This is a genomic window from Kosakonia sp. MUSA4 (genome assembly GCF_013085925.1).
Taxonomy (GTDB): Bacteria; Pseudomonadota; Gammaproteobacteria; order Enterobacterales; family Enterobacteriaceae; genus Kosakonia; species Kosakonia sacchari_B.
The window spans coordinates 4,994,785-5,010,738 of sequence record NZ_CP025697.1; the positions used below are offsets into that span (position 1 = coordinate 4,994,785).

16 protein-coding genes are annotated in these 15,954 nt (G+C 54.2%); 7 read left to right on the forward strand and 9 right to left on the reverse strand.

The features are described from left to right. Window positions 1–22 precede the first annotated feature (22 nt). Both C0557_RS23860 and C0557_RS23865 read right to left on the reverse strand, forming a co-directional pair. On the reverse strand, window positions 23–1,006 hold the full coding sequence (locus tag C0557_RS23860) for a 5-bromo-4-chloroindolyl phosphate hydrolysis family protein (protein WP_208661619.1): 984 nt from the start codon (window positions 1,004–1,006) through the stop codon (window positions 23–25). 15 nt (window positions 1,007–1,021) lie between these two features. After that, on the reverse strand, window positions 1,022–2,146 hold the full coding sequence (locus C0557_RS23865) for a toxic anion resistance protein (protein ID WP_208661621.1): 1,125 nt from the start codon (window positions 2,144–2,146) through the stop codon (window positions 1,022–1,024). 177 nt (window positions 2,147–2,323) lie between these two features. On the opposite strand from C0557_RS23865, the gene C0557_RS23870 reads away from it, so the two are divergent. Genes C0557_RS23870 through C0557_RS23880 form a run of 3 tightly spaced genes read left to right on the forward strand, consistent with a single transcriptional unit; the run spans window position 2,324 to window position 4,483 of the window. Continuing rightward, the gene (locus C0557_RS23870) at window positions 2,324–3,343 is read left to right on the forward strand and encodes a hydrolase (protein WP_208661623.1); all 1,020 of its coding nucleotides are present in this window, start codon (window positions 2,324–2,326) and stop codon (window positions 3,341–3,343) included. After that, window positions 3,340–3,558, forward strand: coding sequence for a YheU family protein (locus tag C0557_RS23875; RefSeq protein ID WP_043956310.1), 219 nt, complete (start codon window positions 3,340–3,342; stop codon window positions 3,556–3,558). The genes C0557_RS23870 and C0557_RS23875 overlap by 4 nt, the downstream gene beginning before the upstream one ends. A gap of 55 nt (window positions 3,559–3,613) precedes the next feature. Further along, window positions 3,614–4,483: a phosphoribulokinase gene (locus C0557_RS23880; protein ID WP_074775870.1), complete on the forward strand. Its 870-nt coding sequence runs from the start codon at window positions 3,614–3,616 to the stop codon at window positions 4,481–4,483. A 29-nt stretch (window positions 4,484–4,512) separates the two neighbouring features. Here the strand turns inward: C0557_RS23880 and C0557_RS23885 are convergent, their stop codons facing one another. Continuing rightward, window positions 4,513–4,917: an OsmC family protein gene (locus tag C0557_RS23885; RefSeq protein ID WP_007369771.1), complete on the reverse strand. Its 405-nt coding sequence runs from the start codon at window positions 4,915–4,917 to the stop codon at window positions 4,513–4,515. A gap of 312 nt (window positions 4,918–5,229) precedes the next feature. Here C0557_RS23885 and crp point away from each other — a divergent pair, with 312 nt between their 5' ends. Both crp and C0557_RS23895 read left to right on the forward strand, forming a co-directional pair. Continuing rightward, window positions 5,230–5,862, forward strand: a complete 633-nt coding sequence (crp, locus tag C0557_RS23890) for a cAMP-activated global transcriptional regulator CRP (protein ID WP_000242758.1) — start codon at window positions 5,230–5,232, stop codon at window positions 5,860–5,862. A 48-nt stretch (window positions 5,863–5,910) separates the two neighbouring features. Beyond that, window positions 5,911–7,989, forward strand: coding sequence for a YccS/YhfK family putative transporter (locus C0557_RS23895; RefSeq protein WP_208661626.1), 2,079 nt, complete (start codon window positions 5,911–5,913; stop codon window positions 7,987–7,989). On the opposite strand, the gene C0557_RS23900 is transcribed toward C0557_RS23895, so the two are convergent. From C0557_RS23900 to C0557_RS23925, 6 genes are all read right to left on the reverse strand, one after another. Further along, on the reverse strand, window positions 7,979–9,199 hold the full coding sequence (locus C0557_RS23900) for an aspartate aminotransferase family protein (protein WP_208661634.1): 1,221 nt from the start codon (window positions 9,197–9,199) through the stop codon (window positions 7,979–7,981). The genes C0557_RS23895 and C0557_RS23900 overlap by 11 nt on opposite strands. A gap of 87 nt (window positions 9,200–9,286) precedes the next feature. Beyond that, complete coding sequence (gene pabA / locus C0557_RS23905; RefSeq protein ID WP_208661636.1) at window positions 9,287–9,850, reverse strand: aminodeoxychorismate synthase component 2; 564 nt, start codon at window positions 9,848–9,850, stop codon at window positions 9,287–9,289. Between the two features lie 30 nt (window positions 9,851–9,880). Beyond that, window positions 9,881–10,483: a putative adenosine monophosphate-protein transferase Fic gene (locus C0557_RS23910; RefSeq protein WP_208661638.1), complete on the reverse strand. Its 603-nt coding sequence runs from the start codon at window positions 10,481–10,483 to the stop codon at window positions 9,881–9,883. Further along, on the reverse strand, window positions 10,473–10,643 hold the full coding sequence (locus tag C0557_RS23915) for a YhfG family protein (RefSeq protein WP_074775879.1): 171 nt from the start codon (window positions 10,641–10,643) through the stop codon (window positions 10,473–10,475). The genes C0557_RS23910 and C0557_RS23915 overlap by 11 nt, the downstream gene beginning before the upstream one ends. 106 nt (window positions 10,644–10,749) lie before the next feature. Further along, window positions 10,750–11,322 (reverse strand): peptidylprolyl isomerase A, encoded by a 573-nt coding sequence (gene ppiA, locus C0557_RS23920; RefSeq protein WP_074775881.1) that lies wholly within the window; start codon window positions 11,320–11,322, stop codon window positions 10,750–10,752. 156 nt (window positions 11,323–11,478) lie between these two features. Then, window positions 11,479–12,777: a cytosine deaminase gene (locus C0557_RS23925; RefSeq protein ID WP_208661640.1), complete on the reverse strand. Its 1,299-nt coding sequence runs from the start codon at window positions 12,775–12,777 to the stop codon at window positions 11,479–11,481. Window positions 12,778–13,015: 238 nt separating this feature from the next. Here C0557_RS23925 and nirB point away from each other — a divergent pair, with 238 nt between their 5' ends. Further along, window positions 13,016–15,559, forward strand: a complete 2,544-nt coding sequence (gene nirB, locus C0557_RS23930; RefSeq protein ID WP_208661642.1) for a nitrite reductase large subunit NirB — start codon at window positions 13,016–13,018, stop codon at window positions 15,557–15,559. Then, window positions 15,556–15,882: a nitrite reductase small subunit NirD gene (nirD, locus tag C0557_RS23935; RefSeq protein WP_007369761.1), complete on the forward strand. Its 327-nt coding sequence runs from the start codon at window positions 15,556–15,558 to the stop codon at window positions 15,880–15,882. The genes nirB and nirD overlap by 4 nt, the downstream gene beginning before the upstream one ends. Window positions 15,883–15,954: the final 72 nt, after the last annotated feature.

Consider the following 15,954-nt stretch of genomic DNA (forward strand, 5'->3'; position numbering starts at 1 on the left):
TATTGCGGGTACAGGTACGTTTTTATTTCACATAGCCGTCTGTTTTAAGAAGTTTATCCAGCGTTCTGAGCTCTGAGTCAAAATCGTCCGTGTCATTTTCCAGTAGCGCCTGATGCTGCTGATGAAAAGCACTTCTTAAGCGGATCAACATATCCAGTTGATCTTCTGTCGTCTTTTGGCGCAACTCATCGTCTATCAACTGCTTTGAAAGGGACTGCCCCTGCGTCACGATCATTTCAACGCCCGGCAAGTAGCGATCCAAAAACCGCCGTCCGGGCACTTCATCCCGCTCGTCCGTCTTCATGCACACCACAATCTGCTGCGCCGAATGAATGATTTGAGCAAGCTCGATCAGTAGCGGTCCTGGCAGATTGCTGATTTGTTCCAGACGAGATATCCGCTGCGTCAGCGCTTTATCCGAATCAGCCAGTTTTTCTTTCTCTCTTTCCGCTTCGGCAAACATTGCCAACCGGTCCTGTTGCCGGCGGGCGTTAACTTTCAGCGCCAGCTCGTACAGGAGGTATCCGGCAAATAACAAGGCAAACAGCGTCAGGTAAACAGGATGTGCGGTGTATTCATAGATCGAGCCATACTTCAACGCGGCCGAGAACCATAAAAACAGATACCAGATGTGGATTTTACCCAGTTTGCTCCACCCGCTTCTGTAGATGTGCACCAACAGCGCCATTGTTCCTGCCCAAAATGGCAGCGCTACCGCATCGCCCACAAAAAGCCAGCAAAAGCCCGCCAGCATCCCGACACTCAGCGCGATACGATCGAAGAACAACGTGCGGCAGAGCAAAATAAAACAAAACCAGTCCACCGCAGCGAAGCTCGTTTCTATCCCGCCCGCTTCACTACCCAGCCCTGTATTAGCCTGCGTGGCGTACGGAGCAAAATAAGTGGCATACATCGCTCCAATAAAAAACATAAGTAGCTGGAGAGCGACCCGATTCAAACGCTTGCTATAAATAGTATCCAGCCGCATTCCTGCTTTATCGAACATCGTCTTTCTCCCGCCTTACTGCTGACGCACCGCGCCGTTGGCAATAGACGCCAGGCGGCTACGCAGATCGTTTTCCATCGTGACCAACTCTTTTTCCACCTCGGCTCTGCGCTGGCGCGCATCGGTAGCGATCTTCACGGAGTCTTCAATGGTGCTGAGCAACCGCGTCTGCACCTCACGCAGGGTTTCGATATCCACTACCGAACGCTCCACTTCACGCGCTGTTTCCAGCGTTCCGGTTTGCAGCATTTCCGCATTGCGGCGCAGTAAGTCGTTGGTCGTATCGGCCACGTCTTTTTGCAGCTTTGCCGCCTGACGCTGAGTCTGTAGTGACATCGACAGCGCAATCTGGCTCTTCCAGACAGGAATAGTGGAAAGAATGCTGCTCTGGATCTTTTCCGCCAGGGACTGGCTGTTACTTTGCATCAGGCGGATTTGCGGCGCGGACTGCATCGCAATGGTGCGCGACAGCATCAAATCATGCAGACGACGCTCAAAGCGCTGAATACCCTCCAGTAGATCCCGAAGGCGCTGTGCGTTCATCGGATCGGTTGTCGCCTGCGCCTGCAAAACGGGTAGTTCGTTCTGTTTGATCTGCTCCAGCTTTTGCTTGCCGGCAATGATATGCAGCGTAATTTGCTGAAAAACGTCGCGGTTACGATCAAAGAGGATCTCCAGAACCGAGATATTACGCAGCAGATCGACCATCGCTTCATTCAGCTTTTCGGTGATGGTATCGACCTGCTTCGCCAGCGTCTGGTACTCCAGCATGGTGCGCTCGATCCGGTTAAACAGCGATCCCAACAGCGGTAGTGAAGCGAGGAAACCTGGTTTTTGCTCGAAGGCGCTGATATCCACCTGCTTGATTTTCATCAGTAGATCGGTCAGCTGCGCGCCAATCACGCCAGCGTCTTTTGCCCGGACTTCCTGCATCAGCGATTCAGAAAACTGCGAGATGCTGTTCATGGTTTTGGCGCCAAAGGCCAGCGAGAACACCGGATCGTTAATATTAATTTCTGCAACGATATTCTGGATTTGCGTTTGCTCGGCTGGGGTTAAATTTTCACTGCCGGGTAAGTCGTTAATTGCCTGATTGAGTTGCTGTGGCGCCGCAAGGTCAAGCGAGGTATTTTCCGTCATCCAATGAGTCCTCAATGAGTGAAAAGCGGACAGCAGTAATGGAATAAAATTGCTGATTTATTAAATCGTTATAAGGCTGTCCGTAGAGCGTAATACGGTACAACAGCAGCAAAGTATTAAACAGCTTAAATATTCGCAAGTATAATAAGCGTCAGTTTCTTGAGATGATTTAACACGATGGCAGATATTACACCTGCAAATCTTCTTGAAAATCAGGAAGATTCGCACAACTTTCATCCGATGCCGGGTGCGCGGAATCCGCATCTACAAACGATGCTGCCTCGCATTCTACGCCGCCGCTTACAGTTTGATCCCTGGTGGCAGCGCCTGGAGCTGCCGGACGGCGACTTCGTCGATCTCGCCTGGAGCGAAGAGCCCGGGCAGGCAAAACACAAACCGCGTCTGGTCGTGTTTCACGGCCTGGAAGGTAGCCTGCACAGCCCGTATGCGCATGGTCTGATCCATGCAGCAAAAGAGCGCGGCTGGCTGGGCGTGGTGATGCATTTTCGCGGCTGTAGCGGCATTCCCAACCGCCTGAACCGCATCTACCACTCCGGCGAAACCGAAGATGGCACCTGGTTTTTACGCTGGCTGCCAGAAACCTTCGGCCCGGCGCCGACCGCGGCGGTAGGCTATTCGCTGGGCGGCAATATGCTCGGCTGCCTGTTAGCCAGAGCCGATGATTCTCTTCCCGTTGATGCAGCCGTGATCGTCTCTGCGCCATTGATGCTGGAAGCGTGCAGCTATCATATGGAAAAAGGGTTTTCCCGCTTTTATCAGCGTTACCTGCTGAATTTGCTGAAAGCGAACGCCGCACGCAAATTAAGAGCCTACCCCGGCTCGCTGCCAACGACGCTGCCTGCGCTGCGGAAAGTGCGGCGTATCCGCGAGTTTGACGATCTGATCACCGCCAAGATCCACGGCTTTGCTGATGCGCTGGATTACTATCGCCGCTGTAGCGCCATGCCGCAGTTGCCGTTGATCCGTAAACCGACGCTGATCATTCACGCCAAAGACGATCCGTTTATGGATCATAACGTTATTCCGGATGCCGGCCATTTACCGCCGAATATTGAGTACCAACTGACAGAACACGGCGGTCATGTCGGTTTTGTCGGCGGTACGCTGCGCCGACCAGAAATGTGGCTGGAAAAGCGCATTCCGGACTGGCTTTCCCCCTGGCTGAGAACATCATGATTATTCCCTGGCAAGAGATTGACGCCGACACGCTGAACAATCTGATTGAGAGCTTTGTCTTGCGCGAAGGCACCGATTATGGTGAACATGAACGTTCGCTAGAACAAAAGGTCGCTGACGTTAAACGTCAACTGCAACGCGGTGAAGCTGTACTGGTGTGGTCGGAACTGCACGAGACGGTAAACATTATGCCGCGGGGGCAGTTTCACGATTAACCGGGTAGATGGCGGCTGACTATACTGCAAACACAGTTTTATTCAGGGAGTTGCTATGTCTGCCAAACATCCGGTCATCGCCGTTACTGGCTCCAGCGGCGCGGGAACCACCACCACCAGCGTCGCCTTCCGTAAAATCTTCGCCCAGCTCAATATGCACGCCGCAGAAGTGGAAGGAGACAGCTTCCATCGCTTTACCCGTCCGGAAATGGATATGGCGATCCGCAAAGCCCGCGATCTTGGGCGGCATATCAGTTACTTTGGCCCGGATGCCAATGACTTCAGCCTGCTTGAACAAACCTTTAGCGAATATGGCCAGAGCGGAACCGGGCAAACGCGTAAATATCTGCATACCTACGATGAAGCGGTGCCGTGGAATCAGGTGCCGGGCACGTTTACGCCCTGGCAACCGCTGCCGGAACCCACCGACGTGCTGTTTTATGAAGGGCTGCACGGCGGCGTAGTGACCCCGCAAAATGACGTGGCGCGCCATGTTGATTTACTGGTTGGCGTGGTGCCGATCGTCAACCTGGAGTGGATCCAGAAACTGATTCGCGATACCAGCGAACGCGGACACTCCCGTGAAGCGGTGATGGATTCGGTGGTTCGTTCGATGGAAGATTACATCAACTTTATCACCCCGCAGTTTTCCCGTACGCACATCAACTTTCAGCGCGTGCCGACGGTCGATACGTCTAACCCTTTCGCCGCAAAAGGCATTCCGTCGCTGGATGAAAGCTTTGTGGTCATTCACTTCCAGAATTTGCAAGGCATTGATTACCCGTGGCTGTTGGCGATGCTGCAAGGTTCGTTTATTTCCCATATGGATACACTGGTGGTACCGGGCGGCAAGATGGGGCTGGCGATGGAATTGATTATGACGCCGCTGGTGCAACGGCTGATGGAAGGGAAAAAGATTAAGTAGCCCGGCAAGCCGATTGCCGGGCCAGGGCATCAGGCTTCGATAACTTCGTAGGAGTGGGTGATCTTCACGGCCTTCTCCAGCATCAACGCTACAGAGCAATATTTTTCCGCCGACAGATCCACCGCGCGGGAAACTGCCGCGTCTTTCAGCGCTTTGCCGGTGACGATAAAGTGCAGATTGATGTGCGTAAACAGACGCGGCGCTTCTTCACGGCGCTCGGAAGTCAGCTTCACTTCGCAGTCGGTCACGTCGTGGCGCCCTTTCTGCAGGATGGAAACGACGTCAATTGCGCTGCAACCGCCCGCCGCCATCAGCACCATCTCCATCGGGCTTGGCGCTTTATCCCCGGAATTACCGTCCATCAGAATTTGGTGGCCAGATGCGGACTCACCCAGGAAGGTCAACCCTTCAACCCATTTCACACGTGCCTGCATTTTATTCACTCCGGAGTAGTAATTTTCTCCACAGATTACGCGTACATAACAAAACTCGCAACGGAAGGCGACCTGCGTCATGCTGAAGCGAGACACCAGGAGACAGGCGTGAAAACCTATGCTAAAACAATCTGGATGCTACAAAGATAAATGGATGTTACGCATGTATGCATGACATCGTAGATTAGAGGCCGCAGATAACCCTGACGGCCCACTTCTCAGGACATGAGAAGCTTTGATTGCAACCCCGGAAGCAGGCTGAAACCTACATCCCCGCTTTCGGAGCCAGCTTATAACAGAGGATAACCGCGCATGGTGCTTGGCAAACCGCAAACAGACCCGACTCTCGAATGGTTCTTGTCTCATTGCCACATTCATAAGTACCCGTCGAAGAGCACGCTGATTCACCAGGGTGAAAAAGCGGAAACGCTGTATTACATCGTTAAAGGCTCAGTGGCAGTGCTAATCAAGGATGAGGAAGGTAAAGAGATGATTCTCTCTTACCTTAATCAGGGTGATTTTATCGGTGAACTGGGCTTGTTCGAAGAAGGTCAGGAGCGCAGTGCCTGGGTACGCGCCAAGACCGCTTGTGAAGTCGCCGAAATTTCCTACAAAAAATTCCGTCAGCTTATCCAGGTGAACCCGGATATTCTGATGCGCCTCTCCTCGCAGATGGCGCGTCGCCTTCAGGTGACCTCGGAGAAAGTCGGCAACCTGGCGTTCCTGGACGTAACGGGCCGTATCGCGCAGACGCTGCTGAATCTGGCAAAACAGCCGGACGCAATGACTCACCCGGACGGCATGCAGATTAAAATTACTCGCCAGGAGATTGGCCAAATCGTTGGTTGCTCCCGTGAGACTGTCGGCCGCATCCTGAAAATGCTGGAAGATCAGAACCTGATCTCCGCCCACGGTAAAACCATCGTGGTATACGGAACACGTTAATCCGTAAAACGGCGCATCGTTTATCCGGCGCGCCGTTTTTCTCTCCTCATGTGGCGCAGGCTGATTTATCACCCCGAAATCAACTACGCACTGCGACAAACGCTGGTGTTATGTCTGCCTGTGGCGATTGGCCTGATAGTCGGCCATCTGCAACAGGGCCTGCTTTTCTCACTCGTTCCCGCTTGCTGCAATATTGCCGGTCTCGACACGCCGCATAAGCGTTTCTTTAAGCGCCTGATTATTGGCGGCTGTCTGTTTGCGGGTAGCAGCCTGGCGGTGCAATTGTTGCTGGCGGAAGATCTTCCGCTGCCGCTGATCTTTACCATGCTGACCCTGCTACTGGGCGTCACGGCTGAGATCAGCGCATTGCACGGGCGCTTACTGCCCGCCTCGCTGATTGCCGCCATCTTCACGCTCAGCCTCGCCGGGAATATGCCGGTGTGGGAGCCGCTGCTGATTTACGCGCTGGGCACACTATGGTACGGGCTGTTTAACTGGTTCTGGTTCTGGATGTGGCGGGAACAACCACTGCGCGAATCGTTAAGCCTGCTCTACCGGCAACTGGCTGATTATTGCGAAGCCAAATACAGCCTGCTGACGCAGCATGCCGATCCGGAAAAAGCCCTGCCGCCGCTGCTTGCACGCCAGCAAAAAGCGGTGGATATGATAAGCCAGTGCTACCAACAATTGCATATGCTGGCGGCCAATCAGCATAACGACTACAAACGCCTGCTGCGCGTTTTCCAGGTCGCGCTGGATTTGCAGGAGCATATTTCCGTCAGCCTGCACCAGCCGGAAGAAGTACAAAAACTGGTTGAACAAACCCACGCCGAGCAGGTTATCCGCTGGAATGCGCAGACCGTCGCCGCCCGTTTACGCGTGCTGGCGGACGACATTCTCTACCATCGTTATCCGACGCGTTTCACTATGGAAAAGCAAATCGGCGCGCTGGAAAAAATCGCCCGCCAGCACCCGGATAATCCGGTAGGCCAGTTCTGCGCCTGGCACTTTAGCCGCATCGCCCGCGTACTGCGTACGCAGCGGCCTCTGTACATCCGCGATCTGATGGCGGAGAAGCAGCGTCGATTGCCATTGCTCCCGGCGCTGAAAAGCTATTTATCCCTGAAATCCGCCGCGCTGCGTAATGCGGCGCGCATCAGCGTAATGCTCAGTATTGCCAGCCTGATGGGCAGCGCCCTGCATCTGCCGAAGCCCTACTGGATCATGATGACGATTATGTTTGTCACGCAAAATGGTTATGGCGCGACACGCGTGCGCATTGTCCACCGGGCGGCAGGAACCCTTGCCGGGCTGGTGATCGCCGGGATCACGTTGCACTTTCATGTTCCGCTCGGTTTTACGCTGACAGCCATGTTATTGATTACGCTGGTCAGTTATCTGATTATCCGCAAAAGTTACGGCTGGGCGATGGTCGGCTTTACCATTACCGCGGTGTACTCATTGCAACTGCTGACCTTAAACGGCGAAGAATTTATTGTCGCGCGGCTAATCGATACCTTAATTGGCTGCCTGATCGCCTTTGGTGGTATGGTCTGGTTGTGGCCGCAATGGCAAAGCGGTCTGCTGCGCCAGAATGCCCACGACGCGCTGGAAACAGACCAGCAGGCAATTCGCCTGATCCTCAGCGATGACCCGCAGCCCACGCCGCTCGCCTGGCAGCGTATGCGCGTCAACCAGGCACATAATGCACTGTTTAACTCGCTCAATCAGGCAATGCAGGAACCCGGCTTTAACACCCGTTATCTGGAAGATATGAAGCTGTGGGTCACGCACAGCCAATTTATTGTCGAACATATCAATGCGATGACCACGCTGGCGCGTGAGCATACGATGCTGACGCCGGAGCTGGCGCAGCGCTATTTGCAGTCCTGCGAGATTGCGCTGCAACGTTGTCAGCAGCGGCTGGAGTATGACGGGCCGGGAGAGTCCGGTGATGTGAATATTCTGGAAGCGCCGGAAACGTTGACCCACGGGCCAATGAGCACGCTCGAACAGCATCTACAACGGGTTATCGGGCATCTGAACACCATGCACACCATTTCGTCAGTGGCATGGCGTCAGCGCCCGCATCACGGCATCTGGCTAAACCGACACCTTAACCATTAACCACTTTCTCTACCGCGCTGGCAAAGCGGCGCATCCCTTCATCGATATCCTGCTCGTCAATAACCAGCGACGGCGCAAAGCGCATTACGTCCGGACCGGCATTCAGCACCATTACGCCCGCATCTGCGGCAGCATAGAGAAAATCACGTGCGCGGCCTTTGAATGGCGCAGTTAATTCAGCGCCAACCAATAGCCCCATGCCGCGAATTTCGCTGAAGAGTTGATATTTTTCGCCGATCTGCTGCAAATGCTTAACGAAAAGCTGGCGTTTAGCATTCACACCGTTGAGCACTTCCGGCGTGTTGATAATGTCAAAAGCCGTTCCCGCTACCGCGCAGGCCAGCGGGTTGCCGCCATAGGTGGAACCGTGCGAACCGGCGTGGAACACGCTGGCGATCTCATTGGTCGTCAGCATCGCGCTGATCGGGAAACCGCCCCCCAGCGCTTTTGCACTGGTCAGGATGTCCGGCGTCACACCATAGTGCATATAAGCAAACAGATCGCCGCTACGGCCCATGCCGCACTGCACTTCATCAAACACCAGCAATGCTTTGTGCTGATCGCACAGTTCTCGCAGACCTTGCAAAAACTCCGGCGTTGCCGCCGTAACACCGCCTTCCCCCTGGATCGGCTCGACCACCACCGCGCAGGTATGATCGTCCATCACCGCTTTCACCGCGTGCAGATCGTTGAACGGCACATGAATGATGTCGGCCGGTTTCGGGCCAAAGCCGTCGGAATATTTCGGCTGACCACCAACCGTGACGGTAAACAGCGAACGACCGTGGAAGGCATTGTGGAAGGCAATAATTTTGGTTTTATACGGACTGTGGCGAGTAGATGCATAAAAACGCGCCAGCTTAAAGGCGGTTTCGTTCGCTTCCGTGCCGGAGTTCATAAACACCACGCGCTCGGCAAAAGTCGCGTCAATCAGTTTACGCGCCAGACGCAGAGCCGGTTCGTTGGTGAACACATTGCTGATATGCCACAGCGTTTCACCCTGCGTTTTCAACGTTTCTACCAGCGCGGGATGGCAGTGTCCTAACGCAGTTACCGCAATTCCACCTGCAAAATCAACATACTCTTTACCCTGCTGATCCCACACACGACTGCCTTTTCCCTTCACCGGGATAAACTCGGCCGGTGCGTAAATTGGCAGAATCACTTCATCGAAGTTTGCACGCGTTACCGCGTCTTGCTGAGTTGCCATGTCTTGCCCATCCAGTTTTTTGTTGCATTGATTATGAAAATATAATCACAAAATATGCATAAAAAATCACTGCATGGCAACCAGAAATCATCGTTTGAGGAAGTTTTCCAGTAATTGATGGCCCTGCTCGCTAAGAATGCTTTCCGGGTGAAACTGTACGCCTTCCAGATCCCACTGCCGATGGCGAATCCCCATTATTTCCCCGCTTTCCGTACGCGCAGTGACTTCAAAGCAGGCGGGCAGCGTAGGCGGGTCAATCACCAAAGAATGGTAACGGGTGACGGTTAACGGATTATTAAGCCCGGTAAACACACCGCGGTTGTTATGGGTAATGGGCGATGTTTTGCCGTGCATCACTTTTGCCGCACGGACAATCGTCGCGCCAAAGACCTGGGCAATCGCCTGATGACCAAGACAGACGCCCAGCACAGGGAGTTTGCCTGCATAATGACGAATGACTTCCAGCGAAATACCGGACTCATCCGGCGTACAGGGGCCAGGCGAGATAACGATTTTTTGCGGTGCCAGCGCGGCAATATCCTCAAGCGACAGCTCATCGTTACGCCTCACCTCCACCCTTGCGCCCAGTTCGCAAAAGTATTGATACAGGTTCCAGGTGAAGGAGTCGTAATTGTCGATAAGCAGGATCATAGCGGCCTCGGTAAAATAAACCGCGCTAGTTTACTCGCTTTCGACAGCTTCGCTTACCACTTTACGGAAGATGGCGCATAGCGGATCTAAATCTCCCATCGCTCCGGCCTGGTTCGCCGCGCTCCAGCGTTCAGGGACGATACCGCGCCAGTCCAGAACATAACCGGCGTGCAGCGCAAGCTGTTCAAAAAAAATGCGCTGTGCAATGCCATTGCCGAGGCGGAAGGGATGCAGCACATTGATCTCACAGTAGTAGTGCGCAAGCCGTTCAATAAACGTATCCGCAGACAGGCCGCACAGCCACTCCTCCTCTTCCAGTTGCTGCATCAGCGCGTTGCCCTCTTTTTCGATGTATTCGAAATGGCAAAAACGCGTATCGCCCTCGTAAATATCCACTTCCCGGAACTTTCCGGCCCAGTCGAACACATCCTGATAAAGGTGATGATGAATAGCGCACAGATGCGGAAGCCCGCGCGCCAGCGGCCCCAGTTCGAGCGTCGCTGCGCGTAATGCCGTCAGCTCGTAAACGGCTTGCTCCAGACGCTGCGCCTGGTGAATACCCAGCAAGTTGCGCATCACATTCAGGCCTGGATAGAGGTAAGGATCGCGACCATCGCCAAATTTATCGCTCATAGTGCCTCCGGAGTTCTGCAAGTCGGATGTTGGCTTCTTCGGCGGTGAGCGTCACCAGCGCGCTGTCAACGCCTTCCAGTCGTCGGCTGGCCTGGAAGTTAACATTACGCTGCCGCTCCCAGAGACGGGATTTTTGCCTGTCGGTGAGTTTTTTCGGCATAGCGCCTCCCTGTTTGCACATGTAGTTGCCCAAATTATAAGCAGCAATTTAACGTTACGCAGGGAAGCGAGCTAAGCACGGGCGAAAAACCCGTGCGAAAGGCGTGTTACGGCAGCACTTTTGCGGAAAGGATAACAACCGGTTTTGACGGGACATTCTGGTACGGGCCAACATCGTGCGTGGGCACCTGAGAAATTTTATCCGCCACATCCATCCCTTTTACAACTTTACCGAATACCGCATAGCCGAAATCACGCTGGCCGTGGTCGAGGAAAGCGTTATCCGCAACGTTGATGAAGAACTGGCTGGTGGCGCTGTCTTTATCCGCAGTACGCGCCATCGCAATGGTGCCGCGCGTGTTACGCAGGCCGTTGTCAGCTTCGTTTTTGATCGGCGGGTTAGGCTGTTTTTGCTGCATCTGCTCGTTGAAACCACCGCCCTGCACCATGAACCCCGGGATCACACGATGAAACGTCGTGTTGTTGTAGAAACCGTTGTTAACGTAATCAAGGAAGTTTTTCACCGACACAGGGGCTTTCTGGTTGTTCAGCTCCAGTTCGATATTACCTGCGGAGGTGGTGAGCAGAACATGCGGGTCGCCTTTTGCCGCCATCGCAACAGGGGAAAGAGCAGAAAGGGCAAACACAGCCACAACAGCCGCCAGAGTCGATTTAACCATAGGGTTTCCTTAACGAAGTGCAGTAAAGAAAGCGAGTGGCTTGATTCTAAAGAGCCGTCAGCCAGCAGGCCAGCCTTTTACTTAATTTTACGTATTTGGAAACATATGTAACATCAGACCGCTCACAACCGCAAGAATACGGCCTGACGCCGCAGGTTATCGTGCGTGATAACGGCTGAACTGCACCTCTTCACCGCCGCTGTCCATCTTCACCCAACTTTGCGCAGGCTGCGTACTGGCAATCACTCGCCCCTGGCGAATAGACCATCTCACCGGTGCCTGGCAACGCACAGCATCAAACCCGTTTTCCACCGGCAAAATAATCATATTGGCCGGGTTGCCGGGGACGATACCGTACTGCGTCAGACCGAAAGTTCTGGCGCTGTTATGGGTGATTAAACGCAGCCCCTGATCAATTTGCTGATAGCCCATCAACTGGCAGACATGCAGCCCCATATGCAGCACCTGCAACATATTGCCCGTACCGAGCGGATACCAGGGATCAAACACATCATCATGACCAAAGCAGACGTTGATATCAGCGGCCAGCAGCTCTTTCACCCGCGTGATGCCCCGGCGTTTCGGATAATCATCAAAACGCCCTTGCAGATGAATATTGACCAGCGGATTGGCGACAAAGTTGATGCCGGAAAGCTTCAGCAGGCGGAACAGCCGCGAGGTGTAAGCACCGTTATAAGAGTGCATGGCGGTGGTATGACTGGCCGTCACACGCGGGCCGATGCCCATTTTCAGCGCCAGTGCCGCCACCGTCTCGACAAAACGCGACTGCTCATCATCGATTTCATCACAGTGAATATCCAGCGGACGGTCATATTTTTGCGCCAGTGCAAAGGCAATGTGCAGCGATTCCACGCCGTACTCGCGGGTAAACTCAAAATGCGGGATCGCGCCAACCACATCGGCGCCCAGACGTAACGCCTCTTCCAGCAACTCCGCACCATTGGGGTAAGAGAGAATGCCTTCCTGGGGAAACGCAACAATCTGCAAATCGATCCACGGCGCGACTTCCGCTTTCACTTCCAGCATCGCTTTCAGCGCAGTCAGGGAGGGATCGGAGACATCAACATGGGTGCGCACATGCTGCACGCCATTGGCCATTTGCCACTTCAGCGTCTGCCAGGCGCGTGCTTTCACATCCTCATGGCTAAGCAGCGCCTTGCGTTCCGCCCAGCGTTCAATCCCCTCAAACAGCGTACCGGACTGGTTCCAGTTCGGCTCACCGGCGGTTTGCGTGGTATCAAGGTGGATATGCGGTTCGATAAACGGCGGCAGCGCCAGGCCGCCACGGGCATTCAATACTTCGAGGCTATCGCTGTGCATTGCGCCCATCGGCGTAATTTCGCCAAAGCGCCCCTGCTCGATGGCGATTTGCCACAGCCCTTCACGATCGGGTAAATGCACATTCTGAATCAACCAAAGCGGTGTTGCCGACATAGCATGCCTCCGTGTTTTCGTCAGATATCTTGTATCAGAGACGCGAGCAAAAACCCGCTTTTTTTGCACACATTTAACGCAAACCATAAAAGCCATTGATATCCATAACTTATAAAAACTAAGAAAAATCAATAAGCTACTCATTAAGTGGTAGGCGAAGATGTATTTGATGCACATCAATAAGTGGGGGGGCTGAATCGTTAAGGTAGGAGGTAATAGAAAAGAAATCGAGGCAAAAATGAGCAAAGTCAAACTCGCTATTATCGGTAACGGCATGGTCGGCCACCGCTTTATTGAGGATCTCCTCGATAAAACCGACGCCGCTCAGTTCGATATTACTGTCTTTTGTGAAGAGCCGCGTAAAGCCTACGACCGCGTCCATCTCTCTTCCTATTTTTCTCATCATACTGCCGAAGAGTTGTCGCTGGTTCGCGAAGGCTTTTACGAAAAACACGGTGTAAAAGTGCTGGTAGGCGAACGCGCCATCACGATCAATCGGCAGGAAAAAGTGATCCACTCCAGCGCCGGGCGCACGGTCTATTACGACAGGCTGATCATGGCGACTGGCTCCTATCCGTGGATCCCGCCGATCAAAGGTTCCGAAACGCAGGACTGCTTCGTCTACCGCACCATTGAAGATTTGAATGCCATTGAAGCTTGCGCGCGCCGTAGCCGTCGTGGCGCGGTGGTCGGCGGCGGCCTGCTGGGCCTGGAAGCCGCTGGCGCGCTGAAAAACCTCGGCGTCGAAACGCATGTGATCGAATTCGCCCCGATGCTGATGGCCGAGCAGCTCGACCAGATGGGCGGCGAACAGCTGAAGCGTAAAATCGAAAGCATGGGCGTGCGCGTTCACACCAGCAAAAACACCAAAGAGATCGTGCAGGAAGGCAGCGAAGCGCGCAAAACCATGCGCTTTGCCGACGGCAGCGAGCTGGAAGTGGACTTTATCGTCTTCTCAACCGGTATCCGCCCGCGCGACAAGCTGGCGACTCAGTGCGGCCTGGAAGTGGCGCAACGTGGCGGTATCATGATCAACGATCACTGCCAGACCTCCGATCCGAACATCTACGCCATCGGCGAATGCGCCAGCTGGAATAACCGCGTGTATGGCCTGGTCGCGCCGGGTTATAAAATGGCGCAGGTCGCAGTAGATCATATTCTGGGTACGCAAAACGCCTTTGAAGGCGCAGATCTCAGCGCCAAACTGAAGTTGCTCGGTGTCGATGTCGGCGGTATTGGCGATGCACATGGTCGTACGCCGGGCGCACGCAGCTATGTTTATCTCGACGAAAGCAAAGAGGTTTACAAGCGTCTGATCGTCAGCCCGGATAACAAAACCCTGCTCGGCGCGGTGCTGGTGGGCGACACCAGCGATTTCGGCAACCTGCTGCAACTGGTGCTCAACGCCATCGAACTGCCAGAGAATCCGGATGCGCTGATCCTGCCTGCGCATGCCTCAAGCGGCAAACCGTCCATCGGCGTCGATAAGCTGCCGGACAGCGCGCAAATCTGCTCCTGCTTCGACGTGACCAAAGGCACGCTGATCGCCGCCATCAATAAAGGTTGTCACACCGTTGCTGCGCTGAAGGCCGAAACCAAAGCCGGTACCGGCTGCGGCGGTTGTATCCCGCTGGTGACGCAAGTGCTGAACGCAGAGCTGGCAAAACAGGGTATCGAGGTCACCAACAATCTGTGCGAGCATTTTGCCTACTCGCGCCAGGAGCTGTATCACCTGATCCGCGTGGAAGGGATTAAATCCTTCGACGAGTTGTTGGCGAAATACGGTAAAGGCTACGGCTGCGAAGTGTGTAAACCGACCATTGGTTCGCTGCTCGCTTCCTGCTGGAATGAGTACATCCTGAAACCGCAACATACGCCGTTGCAGGACACCAACGACAACTTCCTCGCCAATATCCAGAAAGACGGTACGTATTCGGTGATCCCGCGTTCCGCAGGCGGCGAAATCACGCCGGAAGGGTTGATGGAAGTGGGCCGTATTGCCCGTGAATTCAACCTGTACACCAAAATCACCGGTTCGCAGCGTATTGGTCTGTTCGGTGCGCAAAAAGACGATCTGCCGGAAATCTGGCGTCAGCTTATCGACGCCGGTTTCGAAACGGGCCACGCGTACGCTAAAGCATTACGTATGGCGAAAACCTGCGTCGGCTCTACCTGGTGCCGCTACGGCGTTGGCGACAGCGTTGGCTTTGGCGTCGAACTGGAGAATCGCTACAAAGGCATCCGTACGCCGCACAAAATGAAATTCGGCGTTTCCGGTTGCACCCGCGAATGTGCGGAAGCGCAGGGGAAAGATGTCGGCATTATCGCCACCGAAAAGGGCTGGAACCTGTATGTTTGCGGTAACGGCGGTATGAAACCTCGCCATGCGGATCTGCTGGCAGCCGATCTCGACCGCGAAACCCTGCTGCACTACCTCGATCGCTTTATGATGTTTTACATCCGCACCGCCGACAAACTCACCCGTACCGCCTCCTGGCTGGAGAGCATGGAAGGCGGCATTGAGTACCTGAAAAGCGTGATCATCGATGACAAGCTGGGCTTTGACGCGCAACTGGAAGAAGAGATGACCCGCCTGCGTGAAGCGGTCATTTGCGAATGGACAGAAACCGTGAACACGCCTGCTGCCCAAACGCGCTTCAAACACTTTATCAACAGCGATCGCCGCGACCCGAATGTGCAAGTGGTGCCGGAACGCGAACAACATCGCCCGGCAACGCCCTATGAACGTATTCCGGTCGTATTAGTGGAGGAAAACGCATGAGCCAGTGGAACACTATCTGCAAAATCGATGACATTGTGCCTGCCACCGGCGTCTGTGCGCTGGTAAACGGCAAACAAGTCGCCGTTTTCCGCCCGCGCCATGACGATCAGGTTTTTGCCATCAGTAATATCGATCCCTTCTTTGAAGCCAGTGTGCTCTCTCGTGGGATTATCGCCGAACATCAGGGCGATCTGTGGGTGGCAAGCCCGCTGAAAAAACAGCGTTTCCGCCTGCGCGATGGCTTATGCATGGAGGATGAAAGCCGTTCTGTCGCGCATTTCGACGCGCGAGTAAAAGAGGGCGAAGTCCAGATCAAAGCCTGACTCTCCAGCGGGAGCGCAACGCTCCCGCGCCTTCAAGATTCCCTTAACTTCCGCAGTTCTCTTGCTGGTATG

Excerpts from the sequence above, each read along its gene's own strand:
- C0557_RS23860 (WP_208661619.1), bottom strand. The coding sequence starts at position 1,006 with ATGTTCGATAAAGCAGGAATGCGGCTGGATACTATTTATAGCAAGCGT.
- C0557_RS23865 (WP_208661621.1), bottom strand. The coding sequence starts at position 2,146 with ATGACGGAAAATACCTCGCTTGACCTTGCGGCGCCACAGCAACTCAAT.
- C0557_RS23870 (WP_208661623.1), top strand. The coding sequence starts at position 2,324 with ATGGCAGATATTACACCTGCAAATCTTCTTGAAAATCAGGAAGATTCG.
- C0557_RS23875 (WP_043956310.1), top strand. The coding sequence starts at position 3,340 with ATGATTATTCCCTGGCAAGAGATTGACGCCGACACGCTGAACAATCTG.
- C0557_RS23880 (WP_074775870.1), top strand. The coding sequence starts at position 3,614 with ATGTCTGCCAAACATCCGGTCATCGCCGTTACTGGCTCCAGCGGCGCG.
- C0557_RS23885 (WP_007369771.1), bottom strand. The coding sequence starts at position 4,917 with ATGCAGGCACGTGTGAAATGGGTTGAAGGGTTGACCTTCCTGGGTGAG.
- crp (WP_000242758.1), top strand. The coding sequence starts at position 5,230 with ATGGTGCTTGGCAAACCGCAAACAGACCCGACTCTCGAATGGTTCTTG.
- C0557_RS23895 (WP_208661626.1), top strand. The coding sequence starts at position 5,911 with ATGTGGCGCAGGCTGATTTATCACCCCGAAATCAACTACGCACTGCGA.
- C0557_RS23900 (WP_208661634.1), bottom strand. The coding sequence starts at position 9,199 with ATGGCAACTCAGCAAGACGCGGTAACGCGTGCAAACTTCGATGAAGTG.
- pabA (WP_208661636.1), bottom strand. The coding sequence starts at position 9,850 with ATGATCCTGCTTATCGACAATTACGACTCCTTCACCTGGAACCTGTAT.
- C0557_RS23910 (WP_208661638.1), bottom strand. The coding sequence starts at position 10,483 with ATGAGCGATAAATTTGGCGATGGTCGCGATCCTTACCTCTATCCAGGC.
- C0557_RS23915 (WP_074775879.1), bottom strand. The coding sequence starts at position 10,643 with ATGCCGAAAAAACTCACCGACAGGCAAAAATCCCGTCTCTGGGAGCGG.
- ppiA (WP_074775881.1), bottom strand. The coding sequence starts at position 11,322 with ATGGTTAAATCGACTCTGGCGGCTGTTGTGGCTGTGTTTGCCCTTTCT.
- C0557_RS23925 (WP_208661640.1), bottom strand. The coding sequence starts at position 12,777 with ATGTCGGCAACACCGCTTTGGTTGATTCAGAATGTGCATTTACCCGAT.
- nirB (WP_208661642.1), top strand. The coding sequence starts at position 13,016 with ATGAGCAAAGTCAAACTCGCTATTATCGGTAACGGCATGGTCGGCCAC.
- nirD (WP_007369761.1), top strand. The coding sequence starts at position 15,556 with ATGAGCCAGTGGAACACTATCTGCAAAATCGATGACATTGTGCCTGCC.